The sequence below is a fragment of the Duganella sp. sic0402 genome (genome assembly GCF_019219065.1).
In the GTDB taxonomy this organism is placed as follows: domain Bacteria; phylum Pseudomonadota; class Gammaproteobacteria; order Burkholderiales; family Burkholderiaceae_D; genus Rugamonas.
This window is the reverse complement of sequence record NZ_JAHUWK010000002.1, coordinates 639,616-659,049: the sequence shown is the minus strand read 5'-3', so window position 1 is coordinate 659,049 and position 19,434 is coordinate 639,616. Positions and strand designations below refer to the sequence as shown.

At 63.0% G+C, this 19,434-nt stretch carries 19 protein-coding genes; 12 read left to right on the top strand and 7 right to left on the bottom strand.

The window, feature by feature from the left end:
• Positions 1-50 precede the first annotated feature (50 nt).
• The 3 genes from KW842_RS08585 (at position 51) to KW842_RS08575 (ending at position 2,071) form a co-directional block, all read left to right on the top strand.
• Complete coding sequence (locus tag KW842_RS08585) at positions 51-683, top strand: glutathione S-transferase (protein WP_218303654.1); 633 nt, start codon at positions 51-53, stop codon at positions 681-683.
• A gap of 145 nt (positions 684-828) precedes the next feature.
• Positions 829-1,530 (top strand): hypothetical protein, encoded by a 702-nt coding sequence (locus tag KW842_RS08580; RefSeq protein WP_218303653.1) that lies wholly within the window; start codon positions 829-831, stop codon positions 1,528-1,530.
• 10 nt (positions 1,531-1,540) lie between these two features.
• Positions 1,541-2,071: a gamma carbonic anhydrase family protein gene (locus KW842_RS08575; protein ID WP_218303652.1), complete on the top strand. Its 531-nt coding sequence runs from the start codon at positions 1,541-1,543 to the stop codon at positions 2,069-2,071.
• On the opposite strand, the gene KW842_RS08570 is transcribed toward KW842_RS08575, so the two are convergent.
• The gene (locus tag KW842_RS08570) at positions 2,072-2,521 is read right to left on the bottom strand and encodes a hypothetical protein (protein WP_218303651.1); all 450 of its coding nucleotides are present in this window, start codon (positions 2,519-2,521) and stop codon (positions 2,072-2,074) included.
• Between the two features lie 234 nt (positions 2,522-2,755).
• Between KW842_RS08570 and KW842_RS08565 the strand changes: the two genes are divergently transcribed.
• Entirely contained in the window at positions 2,756-4,978 is a 2,223-nt protein-coding gene (locus KW842_RS08565) for a TonB-dependent receptor domain-containing protein (RefSeq protein ID WP_229223563.1), read from the top strand.
• Positions 4,979-4,988: 10 nt separating this feature from the next.
• Positions 4,989-6,170 carry a hemin-degrading factor gene (locus KW842_RS08560; protein ID WP_218303649.1) on the top strand — a complete coding sequence of 394 codons (1,182 nt, stop codon included), beginning with the start codon at positions 4,989-4,991 and terminating at the stop codon, positions 6,168-6,170.
• Between the two features lie 9 nt (positions 6,171-6,179).
• Here the strand turns inward: KW842_RS08560 and KW842_RS08555 are convergent, their stop codons facing one another.
• Entirely contained in the window at positions 6,180-7,115 is a 936-nt protein-coding gene (locus tag KW842_RS08555; RefSeq protein WP_218303648.1) for a DUF535 family protein, read from the bottom strand.
• Positions 7,105-7,887, bottom strand: coding sequence for a MipA/OmpV family protein (locus tag KW842_RS08550; protein ID WP_218303647.1), 783 nt, complete (start codon positions 7,885-7,887; stop codon positions 7,105-7,107). The genes KW842_RS08555 and KW842_RS08550 overlap by 11 nt, the downstream gene beginning before the upstream one ends.
• A 152-nt stretch (positions 7,888-8,039) precedes the next feature.
• Between KW842_RS08550 and KW842_RS08545 the strand changes: the two genes are divergently transcribed.
• Both KW842_RS08545 and KW842_RS08540 read left to right on the top strand, forming a co-directional pair.
• Positions 8,040-8,735, top strand: coding sequence for a response regulator (locus KW842_RS08545; RefSeq protein WP_218303646.1), 696 nt, complete (start codon positions 8,040-8,042; stop codon positions 8,733-8,735).
• Entirely contained in the window at positions 8,732-10,120 is a 1,389-nt protein-coding gene (locus tag KW842_RS08540) for a HAMP domain-containing sensor histidine kinase (protein WP_218303645.1), read from the top strand. Before KW842_RS08545 ends, KW842_RS08540 begins: the two co-directional genes overlap by 4 nt.
• Here the strand turns inward: KW842_RS08540 and KW842_RS08535 are convergent.
• Entirely contained in the window at positions 10,117-11,301 is a 1,185-nt protein-coding gene (locus KW842_RS08535; RefSeq protein ID WP_218303644.1) for a glycerophosphodiester phosphodiesterase, read from the bottom strand. The genes KW842_RS08540 and KW842_RS08535 overlap by 4 nt on opposite strands.
• Positions 11,301-13,682 carry a TonB-dependent receptor gene (locus tag KW842_RS08530; protein WP_218303643.1) on the bottom strand — a complete coding sequence of 794 codons (2,382 nt, stop codon included), beginning with the start codon at positions 13,680-13,682 and terminating at the stop codon, positions 11,301-11,303. Before KW842_RS08530 ends, KW842_RS08535 begins: the two co-directional genes overlap by 1 nt.
• A gap of 111 nt (positions 13,683-13,793) precedes the next feature.
• On the opposite strand from KW842_RS08530, the gene KW842_RS08525 reads away from it, so the two are divergent.
• On the top strand, positions 13,794-14,105 hold the full coding sequence (locus KW842_RS08525; protein WP_218303642.1) for a hypothetical protein: 312 nt from the start codon (positions 13,794-13,796) through the stop codon (positions 14,103-14,105).
• Entirely contained in the window at positions 14,105-15,070 is a 966-nt protein-coding gene (locus KW842_RS08520) for a bile acid:sodium symporter family protein (protein ID WP_218303641.1), read from the top strand. The genes KW842_RS08525 and KW842_RS08520 overlap by 1 nt, the downstream gene beginning before the upstream one ends.
• On the opposite strand, the gene hslO is transcribed toward KW842_RS08520, so the two are convergent.
• Complete coding sequence (gene hslO, locus KW842_RS08515) at positions 15,067-16,029, bottom strand: Hsp33 family molecular chaperone HslO (protein WP_218303640.1); 963 nt, start codon at positions 16,027-16,029, stop codon at positions 15,067-15,069. The two genes, KW842_RS08520 and hslO, sit on opposite strands and share 4 nt — an antisense overlap.
• A 4-nt stretch (positions 16,030-16,033) precedes the next feature.
• Complete coding sequence (locus tag KW842_RS08510) at positions 16,034-16,558, bottom strand: gamma carbonic anhydrase family protein (protein WP_218303639.1); 525 nt, start codon at positions 16,556-16,558, stop codon at positions 16,034-16,036.
• 146 nt (positions 16,559-16,704) lie between these two features.
• Here KW842_RS08510 and KW842_RS08505 point away from each other — a divergent pair, with 146 nt between their 5' ends.
• The 3 genes from KW842_RS08505 (at position 16,705) to htpX (ending at position 19,434) form a co-directional block, all read left to right on the top strand.
• A complete protein-coding gene (locus tag KW842_RS08505; RefSeq protein ID WP_218303638.1) occupies positions 16,705-17,592 on the top strand; it encodes an alpha/beta fold hydrolase in 888 nt (295 codons plus the stop codon).
• Between the two features lie 9 nt (positions 17,593-17,601).
• On the top strand, positions 17,602-18,441 hold the full coding sequence (locus KW842_RS08500) for a 3',5'-nucleoside bisphosphate phosphatase (RefSeq protein ID WP_218303637.1): 840 nt from the start codon (positions 17,602-17,604) through the stop codon (positions 18,439-18,441).
• 108 nt (positions 18,442-18,549) lie between these two features.
• Positions 18,550-19,434, top strand: coding sequence for a protease HtpX (htpX, locus tag KW842_RS08495; protein ID WP_218303636.1), 885 nt, complete (start codon positions 18,550-18,552; stop codon positions 19,432-19,434).

Sequence of the window (19,434 nt, the reverse complement as noted above, 5' to 3'; positions counted from 1 at the left end):
GCAAGCGCGGCGGAAACGGCTAAGATGGCGGCTCTTGTAAAGGAGTTGTCATGAAACTGATTGGGATGCTGGATTCGCCTTATGTCCGCCGTGTTGCGGTGTCGTTGCAGTTGCTGGGCGTGAAGTTTGAACACCAGTCGCTGTCGGTGTTCAGCACCTTTGATCAGTTCAGCCGTATCAATCCGGTGGTCAAGGCGCCGACGCTGGTCGATGAGGAGGGCGCGGCGCTGATGGATTCCACGCTGATCCTGCAGTACGCCGAATCGATCGCCCGGCCCTCGTCGCGCCGCACGCCGACCATGCCGACCGAGCTGTGGCGCTCGCAGCGTCTGCTGGGGCTGGCGCTGGCTGCCTGCGACAAGGCGGTGCAGCTGGTGTATGAACGCAAGCTGCGGCCGGCCGAGAAGCTGCACCAGCCGTGGGCCGACCGCGTGGTTCAGCAACTGCGCGCCGCGCTGGATGTGTTGGAAGCCGAACAGCAGCAGCAACCGCTGGAGGTCGCCAGCGACACCATTCCGCCACCAGGCGTGATGATGGCGATTACCTGGCACTTCATCCAGCAGATGCTGCCGGATGTGGTGGCGCCAGCCGACTACCCTGCGCTGGCCAGCTATTCGGCGCAGGCCGAGGCCTTGCCGGAATTTCGCGCCGCGCCACACGGTGATGGCACGTATCAGGGATAAACTCAGGCGGAATTGCCAATCAGATAGCTATAATAAAGACTTTGTCATAAACAATGTCATTATGCTGCGCCGAGTTCTGTTTGTTTTAGCTTTGTCTGCCACCTGTTTTGCGCATGCTGCATGCCCTCCGGTACGTATCGGTTATATGGACCAGGATCGCCCGCCTTACTGGCTGGGCAAAGGACGCGAGGTGCCGGCGCCGGCCGGCGTGGGCGTCGATTACTTGCGGGCGGCTGCGGCCGTCACGATTCCCTGCCCGGTGCAGTTTGTGCGCCTGCCCGCGAATCGATTGCGGCTGGCGCTGCAGGCCGGCGAAGTGGATTATCTGCCGATCGAAGAGCGCGCCGAGCTGCCATCCGGCATTGTGCTGCCGCGTGACCGCAGCGGCGCGCTGGACCGCAGCCGCGCCATCCACACCAACATCGTTGTGCTGGTGCGCGCCGCCGACCAGCTGCCGCCGGGGACCGTTACGCCGCGCTATTTCCAGGGGCGCGTGATGGGCGTGCCATATGGCGCGCCGTATGTCGACACGCTGCGCGGCAACGGCATCCAGGTCGACGAGGGGGCAATCGACCTGGAGCGCAACATCGGCAAGCTCAGGCTCAAGCGCGTCGATGGCGTGGCGGTCACCGTCGGCGCGGTGGACGATATGGACAAGTCGATTGCCGCACGCTACGGCAATGAAATTACCCGGCTGCGCATGCCGCTGTTAAGCAGTAACATCTGGCTGGCGACCAACCAGCAATACTACGCCGCGCACCGCGATGAGGTGGAAGCGATGTGGACCTGGATGGCTGCGCACCAAAGCGATTTGATTGCGCTGTTGGCCAAGTATTCCCGTCAATAAGGACTCAAGCATGCCCGTATCTTCCTACCTGAACACCACGCCGCAACTGGGCGAAGGCTTGTATATGCACCCATCGGCGCAGGTGATCGGCGATGTCACCGTCGGCAAGGATTGCTCGATCTGGTGCAATACCGTGCTGCGCGGCGACGTCAACCGCATCGTCATCGGCAACTGCACCAATGTGCAGGACTTCGCGATGGGCCACGTCTCGCACAAGAACGAGAAAAAGCCGGACGGCTCGCCGCTGATCATCGGCGACTACGTCACCATCGGCCACCAGGCCATGCTGCACGGCTGCCGCATCGGCAATGAATGCCTGATCGGCATGGGCGCCGTCATCATGGACGACGTGGTGGTGCAGGATCAGGTGATGGTCGGCGCCGGCAGCCTGGTGCCGCCGGGGAAAGTGCTGGAAAGCGGCCATCTGTATGTCGGCCGCCCGGCGGCCAAGGTGAGGGCGCTGAGCAGCGATGAAATCGCCTACCTCAAATATTCAGCCGAGCATTATGTGCGGGTGAAGAATAACTATCTGGCCGGCTGATCACACCCGGTAAGCCGCCAGCCAGCGCTCGGCCGCCGCGCTGGCGGCCTGGCAGTCCGCCTCGGACTGCATCGCCAGGAACACCGTGGCGCCTTTCATCGCGCCGCGTCCGGTCTGCACCCGCAGGCCCTTGCTGACGGCGCTCACCGCCAGCACCTCGGTCCACTTGTAGCGCAGCACCCGGCCGTCCTGGCCCGGCGTATCCACATAGCGCAGGCCATCCTCGTCGGCCGAAAAATATTCCACATGCTGTACCAGCGGCTGCGTATGCATTAGCCAGACGAGTATCATGGTTGCCGTCAGGCTGAGCGCCAGCGGCCACGCCGACCACAACAGCCAGGACAGCGTCAGGCCAGCAATTGTCCCCAATAACGCCAGGGCCAGCGCGATGCTGCGGCGACCAGGGTTGCCGGCGGCAGGAGAGGGCATCGTCAGGGAAAGGCGGCTCATGATACGGATTGTAGCGGATTTGCCAATCTTAACGATAATATTCCTTGTAAATGAGAATCATTATTGATAGGATGCGTTCTTTGCCAGCGATCGTCCAACTCCGAGAGCCAGCCGTTTAACGCATACTCTCTCTCTTGGATAACTATGGTCGCTACCCTTACGGGCGCACGGCACAAGGCCGCGCCTTTGTCTCTTCACGTTCGTTCCGCGTTGCTGGTGATGCTGGGAGCGGCCATGGCCCTGCCAGCCGCAGCGCAGGAAACCACATCCGCCGGCGAATTGTCGGAAATCCTGGTGCAAGCCAAGCGCGACGACGCCACCTCCACCCGCAACGGCACGACCACCGTCATCGGCGTGCGCCAGCTGGAACAAAATAGCGCGGTCGACATGGCCAACATCGCCCGCTACTCGCCGCTGATCAGCGTGCCGGCGGCGGCGAGCGGCGGCGGCAGCGTGTGGGACAGCGCCGCCAACACCGGCTTCAATATCCGCGGCGTGGAAGGCAACCGCGTCAGCCTGGAACTGGACGGCATCTCGCTGCCAGACGCCGCCGGCAAGCCGGACGGCTCGACCAACAACGGCTTCGGCATCGGCCGCGACTACTTCGATCCGGAGACCTTCCGCGAAGTGCGCATCGGCTCCGGCGCCAGCCCAAGTGGTCCCGGTTCGCCAGGCCTGGGCGGTGCGGTATCGTTCATCACCAAGGCGCCGGAAGACTACCTGGACGACAAGCGCAAGCTGTACGCCGACTATAAGTTCGGCTACACCTCGGACCGTGCCAGCCGCATGCACGCAGTCACCGCCGCCACCGAAATCAATCCGCATCTGAAAGCCTTGATCGTTGCCGTGCACCGCAGCGGCGAACAGTCGGACAGCCTGAGCAGCGTGCCGATGAATCCGGACGACTGGAACTCGGACGCCGTGCTGGCCAAGCTGAACTGGACCATCTCCAAGGAACACAAGCTGAACTTCACCGTCGACAGCTACAAGGCCGAACACGACCGCGAGTACGACAACAAGACCAGCGCGCTGTATCCGGCCGGCGTGATGCAGAATTCCAATACCAAGCGTACCCGACTCAGTGTCGAACACCAGTGGACCCCTAGCGGCTTCGCGCTGCTGGACACGCTGGACAGCAAGCTGTACACGCAAAAAGCCGAAGTGGAAGACCTGACCCACGCCGATTACTTCACCACTGGCCAGAGATTCATCCGCGACATCAACACTGGCTACTACAACGACAGCAAAGGCCTGGCGCTGGACGCCACCAAGCAGCTCAGCCCTGGCAACCTGCTGAGCTATGGCATCCAGTACGAACGCCTGGAAACCCGCCGCCCATGGGCTGAGGACCGCCTGACAGTGGCCACCGGCGCGCATCAGTACATGACCAAGTCGCGCATGGCCGACATGGACACCGATAAGTACGCCGCCTATGTGCGTGGCGAATTCGGCTTCGCGCTGGCCGGCCATCAGGCCACGCTGACGCCGGGTCTGCGCGCCGAGCACCGCAAGCTGTCGCCGAAGAATCTGGAAAAATACATCGTCGCGGTGCCGGCCGCCGCCAAGGAAATCAAGGAGGACAGCGATTCCTTCCTGACGCCGTCGCTGAACCTGTCGGTCGCGTTGGTGCCCAACTTCAACGCCTACGCACAGTATTCGCGTGGCACCCGTCTGCCAACCGGGGCAGAGCGCACCGGTACTTACGATTCGTTCAGCTACACCAGCACCACCGGCTATGCTGTGCTGGGCAATCCGAACCTGGACAAGGAAACCAGCAACGCCTTTGAGCTTGGCCTGAAAGGCGCGCCAACGCCGGGTGTGGAGTTCAGCGTGTCGGCGTTCAACACCCGCTACAGCAACTTCATCGAATACGTCACGCAGCCTATCGACCGGGTCAACTATCCGACCATCGTGCAAGGCTTGTTCCGTCCGGAGAACGTCGGCAAGGCGAAGATTTATGGCCTGGAATTCAGCTCGCGCTTCACGCTGGGCCAGTGGCTGCAGAACATGAAGGGTTATAGCGTCAGCGTAGCGGCCGGCGCGTCGAAAGGCACGTCGGAAAACACCAAGACCGGCAAGCAAGCCGATCTGGCCTCGGTGCAGCCGTACAAGGCCAACGCCAGCTTTGCCTACGACGATCCGGGCCTGCGTGGCGGAGCGGCGTTCACCGCCAGCACCGCACGCGGCAAGCGCGCCGAGGGCGATGTGCTGACCGGCAGCACCACGCAGCTGTTCGCGGTGCCGGGCTACAGCGTGTTCGACCTGACCGCTTACTGGAACATCAACAAGCATGTGGTCCTGAGCGGCGGCGTGTACAACATCGGCGACAAGAAATTCTGGGACTACGCCTCGTCGCGCACCCTGGTCGCGGCGACCTCGGCAGCGACGCTGGCCGACATCGAGCGTCAGGCGCGCCCAGGCCGCAACTATGCATTCAACCTCAAAGTGATTTACTAAGGAGCTAGCCATGAAACCCCACCATCGATTTGTCCTGGCGCTGACCGGCGCTTTGCTGATCTCCTCTCTGCCGGCGGGTGCAGCCAGTCTGACCGAGCGTTACGAAGCGCTGCGCGCGGCGGAGCCACGTCTGGCGCTGCGCGACGCTGCGGCCAAGCTGAATGTTTCGGAAGCGGAGCTGCTGGCCGCCAACGGCATCGGCAAGACCGTGACCCGTTTGCAGGAAGGCGACACCGTGCCGCGTGAAATCATGCGCCGCGCGCTCGACCTCGGCAAAGTCATGGCGCTGACGCGCAATGAAAACGGGGTGCTGGAACGCACCGGCGTCGCAACCAAAATGAAACCCCAGGAACCGGTGACCGGCCTCGACGCCGATAAGGAAAAAGAACGCGAAGCGCGCATGCGCAACATCGCCGGCGGCTACCTGGGCGGCGAGATCGACCTGCGCTTCACCTTCAAGAACTGGAAATACGCGTTCGCGGTGGCCCAGCCTGGCAAGGACGGCGTGATCTCGCGCAGCCTGCAATTCTTCGACCAGTACGGCAATGCCGCGCACAAGGTCTACGTGAAGAGCGACGCCGGCGTGCCAGTGTTCGACAAGATCGTCGCCGACTTCCGCAACCCGGTGCAAAGCGCGGACCTGAAAGTGGCGGCGCAGCCGGCCAAACCGGCACCGAAGCCGGATAGCGCGGTGGACGTGAAAGAATTCCAGCTGGCCTGGAACGAAATCAACGACGTGCACCAGTTCAACCGTCTGCTGAGCGAATTCGGCGTGACGCGCGAGCAGGGTCTGCGCCTCGGCCCGGCTGACAAAGTACAGCGCATTGCGCCGCTGGCAGTGCGCCAGCTGCTGGAGCAGGCGGCCAAGCAGCAGGTGGAAATCATGGCTTTCCTGGGCAATGACGCGACCATCCAGATCTTCAGCGGCAAGATCAACAAGGTGCAGGAAACCGGCGGTTACTTCAACGTGCTGGACCCGGAATTTAACCTGCACCTGCGCGACACCAACTTCGTCACCGGCTACGTGGTCAAGCGCGCCGGCGTCGTCAACGTCGAGTTCTACGATAAAGATGGCCGCGAAGTGGTCAGCTTCTTTGGCGTACGCAGCCGCGAAAAACCAGTGCCGCAAGCCTGGATCGACCTGACTGCGGCGCTGCCCAAGCTGGATGCGCCACGTCAGGCCAGCAACTAAGCAAGCACCTCACGCGGCGTGTCGCACATCACGCGACCAGTCCACAGCCGGCGCGATGACAGCCTGCCGGCTGCGCTTCCAGACCCGCAGTGCCTTGCCCATCGCCGCGCAAAAGGCTTCAGCGCTTGCATGCCGCTTGCGCGCCTTGGTGGTCAGCGCTGGCGGCAATCCGCAAGGCAGCGTGTAATTGCCGTCGCCGCGCAGCGTGGCGTCGAGTTCACGCCACAAGGCATCGTAGTCGGCGTGGACCTTGCCTTGACGGATGGCGCTGCGCACCGTGCGGTTGTGATTGCCGACCAGGATCATGCCTGCGCACCCGTGCTCCGCGCCCCATTGGGCCGCCAGCCGTATCATCAGATTCTTCGGCCGGAGTCCATGCAGCTCATGGGTGGCGTTGCGCACGCGCTCCTGACGGTCGCCATGGTTCGGTCCCTGCAAGCCGCCGACGCCGATGTAGACCGCCGCGTCTTCATGGATGAAGCTGAAGGCAACCGAATACAGTATCCCCTCGCTGTCCAGCAATTGCAGTACCAGCTCGCCTTCGCGCTCCATCACGCTGACTGCGGATAATTGCAGCGCATACCTTTGTCCCGACCGAACCTCGACACTGGCCAGCTGGACCGGCCCGCGCGCGGCGCGCTGTACCAGACTCCCCAGGCCGTACCGTGCCGTATGCTGATAGTGCATATGCAGCAGACCGCCGCGCTGTGTGGGCGACAGCGAGGCGCTGAAGTAGGGGCGGTAGATTTTCTTCATCAGCTGCGGACTGCTGCGTAGCAGCGCGGCCATCAAGGGTTGCGTCTCCAGCTGCCGCAGCCAGTCGCGGGTGGCTTGGCGGTGCAGCAGCGCGCGCGCGTGCAGTTTCAGCCACTCGCGCAGCCTGGCCAGACCATGGTAGTTGCTGACTCCGGCACTCAGGCTGAGCGGCAGGTGCTTAGTAGGCATAGCTGACATAGAATCCACCGCTGGGATTGGTTTTGCGCTTGGTGAGCGGGCTGCGCGAGGCGTCGCGCAGCAGCTGCGTCGCGCCGATCAGCGTGGTCACGCTCCAGCGCGCATTGAAGCTGTGCTCCCAGGTCAGCATGGTGCTGGCTTCGTACAGCCCGGCTCTGGGATGGTAGGCCTTGAAACCGGACGCGGCAGCCTGCTGCTTGGTGACACCGTGGTAGGTCTGTGCGTGTCGGCTATCCGCAAAGCCAGCCGCCAGTGCCAGTGAGACGTGGTCGCTATCGCGATTGAGCAGATGCGCGGTGATGCCGGCATGCAGCGTCTTGCCGTTCTCGCGGCGTGACAGCGGCAGGTCGGCATGCAGATTGAGTTCCAGCATGGACAGCGGCCTGAAACCGACGCTCAGCAACGCGCTGGCGTTGCCTTTGATGTCGCCCATGCCTTTCAATTCCTCGCTGCCGGTGTTGCCGAACCATGACTTCTCATTCTTTTCCCGGCGTTCGCCGCGATAGCCGAGCGCGGCGCCGTAGCTGACCGGACCGTCCTGATCTTCGTAGCCGAGACCGCGTAGCGTGCTGGCATAGAAGCCGCTGGCGTGGCTGTAGTCCAGCACCAGCACCGGCCCGGCCTGATTGCGGTTGGCCCCGGCATAGCGTGCCTCGACGCCAAGGCCGCCACCGACCAGCAGTTGTGCGTCGCCGGCGGCGGCCACGGTGCTGCCGCCCAGCAGGCAAAGCGCCGCGAGCATGCGGCGAGAGCGTGTTTGCATAGTCTATCCATTCAAAGTAGCACCGGTGCCCCCTGGCCCGGTCGCATGCTTGCATTGTCGGCAACGGCGATGAAGGCAATCTGAGCCTTGCATGAAGAATCGATGAAGACGCTCTTTAGATGATCTTCAGCTTGGCATGCTCTAATAACGCCATGAAAATCCTACTGATAGAAGACGATCTGGACCTGGGCAACGGCGTGCGCATTGCCTTGTCCGAGCAAGGCATGGATGTGGTATGGGTACGCACCCTGGACGACGCCAGCCGCTGCCTCGAATATGACGGCTGCGACCTGGTGCTGCTCGATCTTGGCCTGCCCGATGGCGACGGCATGCAGCTCTTATCCCGGCTGCGCCGCAGCCGCATACGCGGCGAGAATGCGGCCGACTTGCCAGTGCTGATCCTGAGCGCGCGCGACGCCGTCTCCGACCGCCTGAACGGCCTTGACGGCGGCGCCGACGACTATCTGGTCAAGCCGTTTGTGCTGGCCGAGCTGCTGTCGCGGGTGCGCGCGCTGGCCCGGCGCAGCTACGGCTTTGACGGCGAAACCATTGAAGTGCGCGGCCTGTGGCTGCACGCGCCTACGCGCCGCGTCAGCGTCCATGGACGCGAGGTGGAGTTGACCGGCAGCGAGTATGCATTGCTGAAGATGCTGATGATGCGCGCCGACCGCGTGCTGACACGGCGCACGCTGGAAGAGCAGACCTTGCCAGGTGCGCAGACCAATGCCAGCAACGCGCTGGACGTACATATGGCCAATTTGCGGCGCAAAATCGGCGAGGGCTTTATCCGCACCGTGCGCGGGGTCGGTTATGTGATCGATGTCCAGCCGCCAGGCGGTGCGGCATGAAGCTGTTGCTGCGCGCCTGGCGCCTGGTCAGTGAACCAACACTGGTGCGCCGCCTGATGGTGGCGCAGGTGATGCTGCTATTGCTGTTATGGGCCGGCGTGTTCGTGGTGATGCTGCGCGAGGGCGGCGACACGCCGGGCTACCTGAATGCGCCGAATATTTCCAAAGCGGTGATGCTGGTGGCTGACAACCTGGCGGGCCAGCCGGACAAGCAGCAGCAGACTTTGCGCGTGGTGGATGCAGCGCTGCGCGAAGACTTTGTGGAAAACGACCTGCAGGATATCGGTCCGCTGATGATGGTCTGGCAGAACGGCAAGCTGGTGTACCAGACCGACGACATACTGAATGGCTTGAGCGGCGATCCTGAGGTCGGCGCACACACGCTCTACATACAGGGCAAGCGCTATCGCGCGCGCACCTTCCGCTCGCAGGACACCGGCACCAAGGTGATGTTCGTCGCGCCCGTTGAAGCGATGGAGCTGTTCCTGGCGATGAACTCGCGTGGCTATTTCCTGCTGCCCTTGCTGATCAGCCTGCCATTATTGCCATTGCCGGCCTGGCTGTCGATCCGCCTGGCGCTGCGGCCCTGGCGGCAGGTGACGCAGGAAGTGGCGGCGCGCGGTCCGGGCGACCTGACGCCGCTGGCATGCCGTCCGCCGCATCGCGAGCTGGCGGCGCTGGTGGATAGCATCAATGCCTTGCTATTGCGGGTGAACCAGAGCGCGCAGCGCGAGCGCAGCTTTATCGCCGACGCCGCCCATGAGCTGCGCACGCCGCTGGCCGCCATGCGCGTGCACGCGGAAGCCTTGCAGCGGCAAACCGGGAACGCCTTGCAGCACGAGCTGCTCGACGGCATTCTCAACAGCGGCAACCGGGCCGGCCGGCTGGTCGGACAGTTGCTGCGCCTGATGCGCAGCGATGCTCCGGACAGCGCGCCGCATCTCCGGCTGGCGCTGGACGCCTTGTTGCAGGACCGGCTGGCGGTATTGTCGATGCTGGCGTCGCGTAGTGGCGTGGAACTGGAAATGGTGGCGGCCGAGCCGCTGTACATACAGGGCCAGAGTGAAAGCCTGGTGTCGCTGATCGACAATCTGGTGGAGAACGCCATCAAGTACAGTCCACCGGGCGGCATGGTGCAGGTGAGCATCGTCGCTGCCGGTGCCGAGGTGGTGTTGTCGGTGCGGGATCAGGGGCCGGGCATCGCGCCGGCGTTGCGCGAGCGGGTGTTTGACCGTTTCTTCCGCGATCCGCGCCAGACGCAGAGTGGCAGCGGGCTGGGGCTGGCGATTGCGGCGTCCGTGGCGGCCAGCCACCACGGACGCATACATCTCGACGATGCGCCTGGCGGCGGCCTGCTGGCCAGCGTCAGGCTGCCGCGCGCTTAACCGAGGGCGGCGCGGCCCAGGGCCGGGTCATCGGTGAAGAAGCCGTCGATGCCGGTGGCGATGTAGCGCTTCATTTCGGCGATTGAACCGGCTTCGTTGCGGACCGTCAGGGCGCCGTTGCGGAAGTCGGCGGCGAGGAACTGGTTCTCCGGACGGAAGGTCCAGGGTTCCACGCGCAGGCCGGCTTTGTGGGCGTCCTCCACCAGCGAGGAAGGCGCGGCCAGCGTGCCGTCCTTGTTCAGCGGGATGATGGCGCGGGTTGGCGGGGCCACCACGTCGGCGTATTGGGCGATATCGCGCAGGCCGGCCGGCGTGCACATTTGCGCGAAGGTCAGCGTGCCGCCTGCCGCCGCCACGTCCATCGGACGCACGTTTTCACCAATGACCAGCTGCATCAGGCGCAGGTTGGCGCGGCGGCCCAGCTTGCCGCGCAGGTATTTCAGGTTGGCCACTTCAAACGACTGGATCTCCACCGGGTTGCGGCGTGTGTAGTCGTGCGCCGCCAGGATGGACAGGAAGCGGTCCTCCAGCGGCAGGCCGACGCTGGCGAAGTAGGTCGAGTGCTTCAGCTCCGGCACGATGCCGATGATGCGGCCGCGCGCCGCCGCTTCGGCCGCGACGAAGTCGATCATTTCTTCAAACGTCACTACCTGGAACATGCCGTTGTATTGTGCGCTGCCCGGACGGTATTGCGGGATGCGCTCCACCGCGCGCAGCGTTTTCAGTTCGGCCAGGGTGAAGTCGTCGACGAACCAGCCTTCGTGCGTTTCGCCGTCAATGGTTTTGCGGGTCTTGCGGCTGGCGAATTCGCTACGCGTGCCGACGTCTGTGGTTTCGCTCAAGAAGGCTTCGTGGCGCGCGACCAGCACGCCGTCCTTGGTGCTGACCAGGTCCGGTTCGACATAGTCGGCGCCGTCGGCGATGGCCTTGGCATACGCCGCCAGCGTGTGTTCGGGACGCAGCGCGCTGGCGCCACGGTGGCCGAACACCAGCGGGCGACCGGTGCCTGCGCCAACCGGGGCCACGCCCGGCAGGCCGGACTGGTCGCCGGCCACCGGCGCTGCGGCGAGGGCCGATGCCGGCAGCAGCAGCGACGAGCCAGCCACCGCAGCCGTGGCCACAGCAGCCGTCTGGATGAAGCCGCGACGCGAGAGTCGCGGCGGTAAATAAAGTTTGCTCATCAGAAGTCCGCCATCAAAGTCAGGAAGCCCTGACGAGGTGCAATTGGGAAGGTATTGTACGTGCCGCTGGCCGCGCCGACTACTACGTTGAGGTCGCCCTTGCGATCGGCCAGGTTGGTGACGTTCAGGCGATAGCGCGCGTTCTTCACCCAGCCGCCGTTCAGGAAGGGCAGCTTGCCCGACACGCCCAGGTTCATCAGGAAGTAGCTCTTCACTTGCAGGTCGTTGGTGTAGGTGGCGTAACGCTTGCCGACGTAGTCGCCGCCCAGCTGGAATTCGGTATCGGCGATGTTCAGCGTGGCGACGAATTTATCCATCCACTCCGGGCTGCCCGGTACTTTTTTGCCGGCGGTCGGCACCACGGCGTTGCCGTTCATGTAGTTGTCGTCGTATTTCGACTGGTTGTACGACAGCGCGTTGTACAGCGAGAAGGTACGGCCGAAGTGCAGCGTGCCGGAGAAGTCGATGCCGTTGGTTTTGACCGCGCCGACGTTGGTCAGCACTGCCAGATTGCCGCCGATAATCGACGAGATCACCGAGGTCGGGCTGATCTGCAACAGGCGGTCCTTGAAGTTGACGTGGTAGACGTTGATCTGGCCGTCAAAGCCGGTCAGCACGTCGCCGTTCAGCTGGTGGCTGGTGCGCAGGCCGGCTTCATAGGTGATCGAGGTTTCAGGCCGGGCGGTCGATTTGAACAGGTCGAACGCGCCCTGGCTGGACAAGCTCCATGGCGATGCGCCGCCACCGCCGTAGGTGACGAACTGGCGCATGTTTTTCTGGATGTTGAAGAAGGCCTGGTCTTGCCCAGTGATGTCCCAGCGGCCGCCGATCTGCGGCAGGAACCATTTCTTGGTGTCGATCTTGCCGACCGGCAGGGCGGTCGAGTTGGCGATCGCGCCGGCCTTAGGCTGCACCGGGAACTGGCCCTCGGCAAATTGCAGGCTGGATTTGAAGCCGGCTTGCAGCGACAGGTCAGGGCGGATGCGCCATTCGTCTTGCAGGTGCAACTGTACCACCTTGTTGTCGATCTCGCTGCCGTACTGGGTGATCAGCGGATTGCTTGGACGGTCGTATGGCGAGCTTGGATTGTTGACATCCAGCGCGTACCAGCGGCGGTAGGCCGACGAACGGTTGTGCTCGAACCACAGGCCGGCTTGCAGATTGTGGTCGCCCAGTTCGGTCTTCAGCGTCGACAGCCAGCCGTTGCGGTTGATTTCGTATTCGGTGGTGCGGGTCGCGTAACCGGAGTTGCCAAATACCTGCTTCAGGTTCTGGCCAGGGAAGTAGACCGCGAACAGCGCCGGCAGGCCAGCCACGCCGATCGGGCCGGCCACTACGCCGACGCCATCATCGTTGTGGTAGTAGATCTGGTTCGACCAGGTGGTGGCCTCGCCCAGGTTCATATCGAACTTGGCGTAGGTCAGGTAGTCGGTACGCTGCGCGTCGCTGTAGTAGTTTCGGTAGTTATTGCCTTCCGCCGCTGGCGTGGCGCCGGTGGCCGACAAATAGCTCAGCGCCTGCTGGAAGTTCGGGTACATGAATGGACGGGTGTAAGGCTGATACTTCTCGGTGGCCGAGCGCACGGTGCTGTCTTCGTTCGGCTCGATCTTGTCCGAATAGGCCACGTACAGGGTCAGTTTGCCCAGGCTGCTGCTGTTGATGAACTTGGCGTTGATCTGGTCGCCGCCCTGGCGGCCGTCGAAGTCCCAGGCTTTCTGCTCGTGGTGCGCGGCAGAGATGTAGGCACTGTTGCCGTCGCCGAAGTTGCCGGTGTCGTAGCGCAGGAAGGTGCGCGAAGTCTTGTAGCTGCCAACGGTCTGCTGCGCCGAGAAATTGGCGTTCGGCAGCGGATTGCTGGAGAAGGTTTCGATGGTGCCGCCCAGGTTGCTGGTCGAGGCGGTGGCCAGGTCGCCGGCGCCCGACGACAGGATCACGCGGCCGACGTTTTCGCTGGTGATGGCGCGCTGTGGCGACAGGCCGTTGTAGTTGCCGTATTGCTGGTCGCCCAGCGGCACGCCGTCCATGGTGTAGCCCAGTTGCGAGCCGCTGAAGCCGTGAATGAACAGCGACAGATTCTGTTCGTTATTCCCCCATGGATCGGCGGTCTGGAAGCTGACGCCCGGCAGCGTGTGCAGTGCTTTCAGCGGATTCACGCCTGGCAGAATTTTCTGCATCTCGTTCTTGCCCAGCTCAACCGACGAACGCGTTTTGCGGGTGGCGACTTCCACGGTGGCGATCGGTGCGGCGGCAGCGGCTTCGACAGCGGTATCGGCGGCTGGCGTGTCGGCCATATCCGCGACGGCGGCTGCGACATTGGCGGCCATGGCCAGCATAGGGATGCTCAGTGCGGCAAAACGGACGACGGAGAATTTTTTGTTCATTGTTTGCTCAGGTTGATGGATGAATAACGCTCGGCATCATAGGTGCAGAGTGTGACCGGATCATGACGCGCACATGCGTTACACTGCTGTCTGGAAATAAGGAGACCGTCCATGCGGAGATTATTGTTGGCAGCCTTGCCACTGATGTTGACAGCCTGCTCAATCGACCAGTCCCGGCTGGGCCATTTCGTCACCCAGACCGTGCAGCCCGGCATGCCGATGGAGCAGGCGCTGGTGCGCCTGCAGGCGGAGGGCTTTTACTGCAACGCGGGCAGTGGCGCCGATGCGGTAACGCCGTGCACGCGCACGTACAAGCGGCCGTTGCGTAGCAACTGCCTGGAGCGGGTCGACCTGGTGCGCAGCGCCACGTCCGCTAAAACCGTCGGCGCGATTGACGTGCTGGAAGTGAAGTGTCCCGGATAATGAAGCGACCTCGTTTTTTGCCAGATAACTTCACGCTGGCCATGATCGCAACGGTGATCGCGGCCAGCCTGTTCCCATGCCACGGCCAAGGCGCCGTGATCTTCAACAATGTCACCCATGTGGCGGTATCGCTGCTGTTCTTCCTGCACGGCGCCAAGCTGTCGCGCGAAGCGGTGATCGCCGGCGTTACGCACTGGCGGCTGCACCTGCTGGTGATGCTGTGCACGTTTGCACTATTCCCTTTGCTGGGCCTGCTGCTGAAGCCGGTATTGACGCCGCTGGTGACGCCGGACCTGTATCTGGGCATCCTGTTCCTGTGCATGCTGCCGTCGACCGTGCAGTCGTCGATCGCGTTCACGGCGGCGGCGCGCGGCAATGTGCCGGCGGCGATTTGCAGCGCGTCGGCGTCGAATCTATTTGGGATTTTCATTACCCCGGTGCTGGTCGGCTTGCTGACTTCGGCGCAGATGTCGGGCGGTTCGCCGCTGGAGTCGGCCGGGCAGATCGCCTTGCAACTGCTGCTGCCGTTTATCGCCGGCCAGGTGGCGCGGCGCTGGATCGGGGCGTGGGTGGAGAAGCACAAGCCGCTGACGCGCATGGTCGACCAGGGCTCGATTTTGCTGGTGGTGTATACCGCCTTCAGCGAGGCAGTGGGGGAGGGCCTGTGGCATCAGGTGTCGTGGGCCACGCTGGCCGGCTTGATGCTGATTAATGTGCTGCTGCTGGGACTGGTGATGGCGATCAGCGCCCAGGCGGCGCGGCGCCTGGGTTTCAATCGCGAGGACCGGATTGCGATTGTGTTCTGCGGCTCCAAGAAGAGCTTGGCCAGCGGCGTGCCGATGGCCAAGGTCCTGTTTGCCGGCGGCGCGCTGGGCGCCGTGGTACTGCCGCTGATGCTGTTCCATCAGTTGCAGCTGATGGTCTGCGCCGTGCTGGCGCAGCGTTACGCCAAAGAAGTGGATTAGTGCTTGGCTTCGCCGGCCGGGATCAAGGTCTCGACCGGTGCATCGCTGGCAAACAGCTGGGCGCAGTCGACCTTGTCGTAGGCGTAGTGCTGGCCGCAGAAGTCGCAGTTGACCGCGACCTGGCCCAGCTCCGCGATCACGCTTTCCACTTCTTCACGGCCCAGCATCTTCAGCATATTGCCGACTTTCTCGCGCGTGCAGCTGCAATGGAATTGCGGATGCAGCGGATCGAACACGCGGATGGTCTCTTCCCAGAACAGGCGCTGGATCAGCACGTCGATGCCGGTTTCGAGCAATTCCTTTTCCTTCAGCGTCGAACCCAGCATGACCGCGCGGTTCCAGGTTTCCAGCGCGTCTTCTTCGCTCAGCGGGGTGGCTTCGGCCTTGCCGCCGTGGTAAGGCAGCTTTTGCAGCAGCAGACCGCGCGAGACATGATCGTCCGCCGCCAGCCACAGCTTGGTGTCCAGCTGTTCCGAACGCAGCATGTAGTTTTCAATGACGGTCGCCACATCGTCGCCGTCCAGCGGCACGATGCCCTGGTAAGGCTGCTGGCCAGGGACTTTGTCCAGCGGGTCCAGGGTGATCACGAAGCGGCCCTTGCCTTGCGCATTCAGCAGCGTGGTCAGGGTGGCGTCGTCTGGCACGGTCGCGCCGGTGACCAGTTTGGCGGTGGCGCGCAGGCGCAGTTCTGCATCGCACTCGACCACCAGCAGGTTCACCGGGCCATCGCCGTGGATTTGCATGACGATGGAGCCGTTGAATTTCAGGTTGGCCGACAGCAGCGCGGCGGCGGCGGTCATGTGACCCAGCACTTTCTTGACCGGCGCAGGGTAGTCGTGGCGCTTCAGCACTTCGCGCCAGGTGGCGGAGATGTCGATCAACTCGCCACGCACGGCGGCATTGTCGAAGATGAATTTCTGCAGGGTGTCCTGGCCAGTGGTGGTTGGGGTGATGCTCATTGTTTTATCCAATCTTTTTGAGTTGCGTCTTGAACAGTTGGGCGCGCTTGACATAGCTGCCGGCGCTGCCTTGCAGGGCGGCGACTTCCTCCGGCGTCAATGGACGCGCGACCTTGGCCGGTGCACCGATGATCAGCGAGTGGTCGGGAAATTCCTTGCCTTCGGTGACCAGCGCGCCAGCGCCGACCAGGCAGCCCTTGCCGATCCGCGCGCCGTTCAGGATCACTGCCTGAATGCCGACCAGCGAGCCGTCACCGATGGTGCAGCCATGCAGCATGGCCTGATGGCCGATGGTCACGTTGCGGCCCACGCTGAGCGGGTAGCCCATGTCCGTGTGCATCACCGTGCCTTCCTGCACATTGCTGTTTTCACCGATGGTGATACGCTCGTTATCGCCGCGCAGCGTCGCGCCGAACCACACCGAGGTGTGCTCGTGCAGGCTGACCTTGCCGACTACCGTGGCGGTATCGGCAACAAATGACGATGCGGCGATCTCCGGCGTATGATCGCCTAATTGATAGATTGACATTGGAACCTGGCTGAGTGCGGTGGGATAGCGCTATTTTACGCTTGCTTTTTGTTTGCAATGCTATCGAACGGTCGTGCTATTATTTTGCTTTACTGCTAGCAAGGTTCCGATATGGCGCCAGCCTCCCCATTTTCAAGGTCATCGAAATGCGCAACCACCTTCCATCCCGTTCCGAATTCCTGACCATACGCGGCCTGCGTTGCCACGTCCGCCACTGGGGGCGGGAGGGCGCGCCCAAGCTGTTCATGCTGCATGGCTGGATGGATGTGGGCGCCTCGTTCCAGTTTGTCGTGGATGAGCTGAAGGGCGACTGGCACGTGATCGCGCCGGATTGGCGCGGTTTCGGCCTGTCGCAACGGAATGGACTGGATACTTACTGGTTCCCCGACTACCTGGCCGACCTGGACGCCATCCTGCGCCATTATTCGCCGGAGCAGGCGGTCTATCTGCTGGGGCATAGCATGGGCGGCAATATCGTCGGCCTGTATGCCGGCGCGCGCCCGGAACGCATCCGCAAGCTGATCAATCTGGAAGGCGCGGGCCTGCGCTCAGCCAAGCCGGAACAGGCGCCTGGCCGTTACGCCAAGTGGATGGATAGTGTGCTGGAAAAGCCGGAAATGCGCAGCTATCCGACTCAGGCCGCCGTTGCCGCGCGCCTGCAGAAAACCAATCCGCGCCTCAGCGACGACAAGGCCGCTTTCCTGGCGCAGCACTGGTCGGCGCAGAATGATGCGGGCGAATGGGAAATCCTCGGCGATCCGGTGCACAAGCAGGCAGGGCCGCTGCCGTATCACGTCGACGATGTGATGGCGTGCTGGCAGGCGATCACCGCGCCGGTGCTGTGGGTGGAAGCCGACCAGACCAATATGTGGGACTGGATGGGTTCGAAGCCGGCCGGCCGCGTGGAACTGGAGCGCCGCCTTGATCACCTGCGCGACGTGACCAAGAAAATGGTCTACGACGCGGGCCATATGCTGCACCATGACCAGCCGCAAGCGCTAGCGCAGATGATAGAGGAATTCCTCGACAGCTAACCATGTACAATGCCTGATATGAAAGTTGATCTGCATTGTCATTCCAACGTCTCCGATGGCGTTCTTGCTCCTGCCGCTGTGGCGGAAACCGCCCGCAAAGCAGGGGTGGATGTGTGGGCGCTGACTGATCATGATGAAGTCGGCGGCATTCCCGCTGCGCGTGCGGCAGCGGCCGAGCAGGGCATGCGGTATGTGACCGGAGTCGAGATTTCGATTACCTGGGCGAATGAAACCGTGCACATCGTCGGCCTGCAGTTCGATGAGCATAATCAGGCACTGGTGGATGGCCTGGCCTGCACCCGTTCCGGCCGCGACAGCCGTGGCCGCGACATCGCCAAGCAGCTGGAACTGATCGGCATCGAAGGTGCTTACGAAGGCGCGCTGAAATATGTCGGCAATCCGGACCTGATGTCGCGTACCCATTTCGCGCGCTACCTGGTGGAAATCGGCGCTTGCGCCAATACCGGCGAGGTGTTCAAGAAATACCTGTCCGAAGGCAAGCCGGGTTATGTGCCGCATTGCTGGGCCACGCTGGAACAATCGGTCAACTGGATACGCAACGCTGGCGGCATCGCTGTCATCGCCCATCCGGGCCGCTACCGCTTCACGCCGCTGGCGCAGGGCGAGTTGTTTGAGCAGTTCAAGCAGCTGGGCGGCGCCGCCATCGAGGTGGTGACCGGCAGCCATACGCCGGACCAGTATCCGGTGTATGCGCAATTGGCAAATTATTATGGCTTCCTGGCTTCGCGCGGCACGGACTTCCATGCGCCGGGCGAATCGCGCGTCGATTTTGCCGCGCTGCCGCCACTGCCCGCCAACGTCAAACCGGTCTGGCACGACTGGTTCTGAGCAGCGGTAATCGGCGCCGCCAATTACCGCTGAGTTGCATCTTGATTTTGCGTTAAGCCGGTCTTACCTTATGATCTGGGCTGTTGCCCGTACTGGAGACCCTTATCTATGAAACGCATTGTCCTGTTTATCGCTACCAACCTGGCTGTGATGCTGGTGCTGTCGATCGTCCTGTCGTTGCTGGGCATCGGCCGTCCGGGCTCGGGCGGCACGCTGCAATTGGGCAGCCTGTTGGCGTTCTCACTGGTGGTCGGTTTTACCGGCGCCATCTTCTCCCTGCTGATTTCCAAGCCGATGGCCAAGTGGTCGACCGGTGCGCGTGTGATTGATAATCCGTCTTCGTCCACCGAGCTGTGGCTGGTGAACACGGTGCGCACGCTGTCCGAGCGCGCCGGTATCGGCATGCCGGAAGTGGCGGTGTATCCAGGCGAGCCGAATGCCTTCGCCACCGGCGCGTTCAAGAACTCGGCGCTGGTCGCCGTGTCGACCGGCTTGCTGGAAAGCATGAACCGCGACGAAGTAGAGGCTGTGCTCGGCCACGAAGTAGCGCACATCGCCAACGGCGACATGGTGACCATGACGCTGATCCAGGGCGTGACCAATACCTTCGTGGTGTTCCTGGCGCGTATCGTCGGCTTCTTTGTCGATAATATGCTGAACAAGGGCAACGAAGAACGCCGTGGTCCGGGCATCGGCTACATGATTACCGTGTTCGTCTGCGAAATCGTGTTCGGCCTGCTGGCTTCGATCATCGTGGCCTGGTTCTCGCGCCAGCGCGAATTCCGCGCCGACGCCGGTTCGGCCAAGCTGCTGGGCAGCACCGTGCCGATGCAGCACGCGCTGGCGCGCCTGAACGGCGTTGAGCCGGGCACGCTGCCGCAGTCGTTTGCCGCATCGGGCATCAGCAGCGGCCGTGGCGGCTGGGGCGCGCTGTTCTCTACCCACCCTCCGTTCGAGGAACGCATCGCGGCGCTGCGTAGCGTACAATCCTAA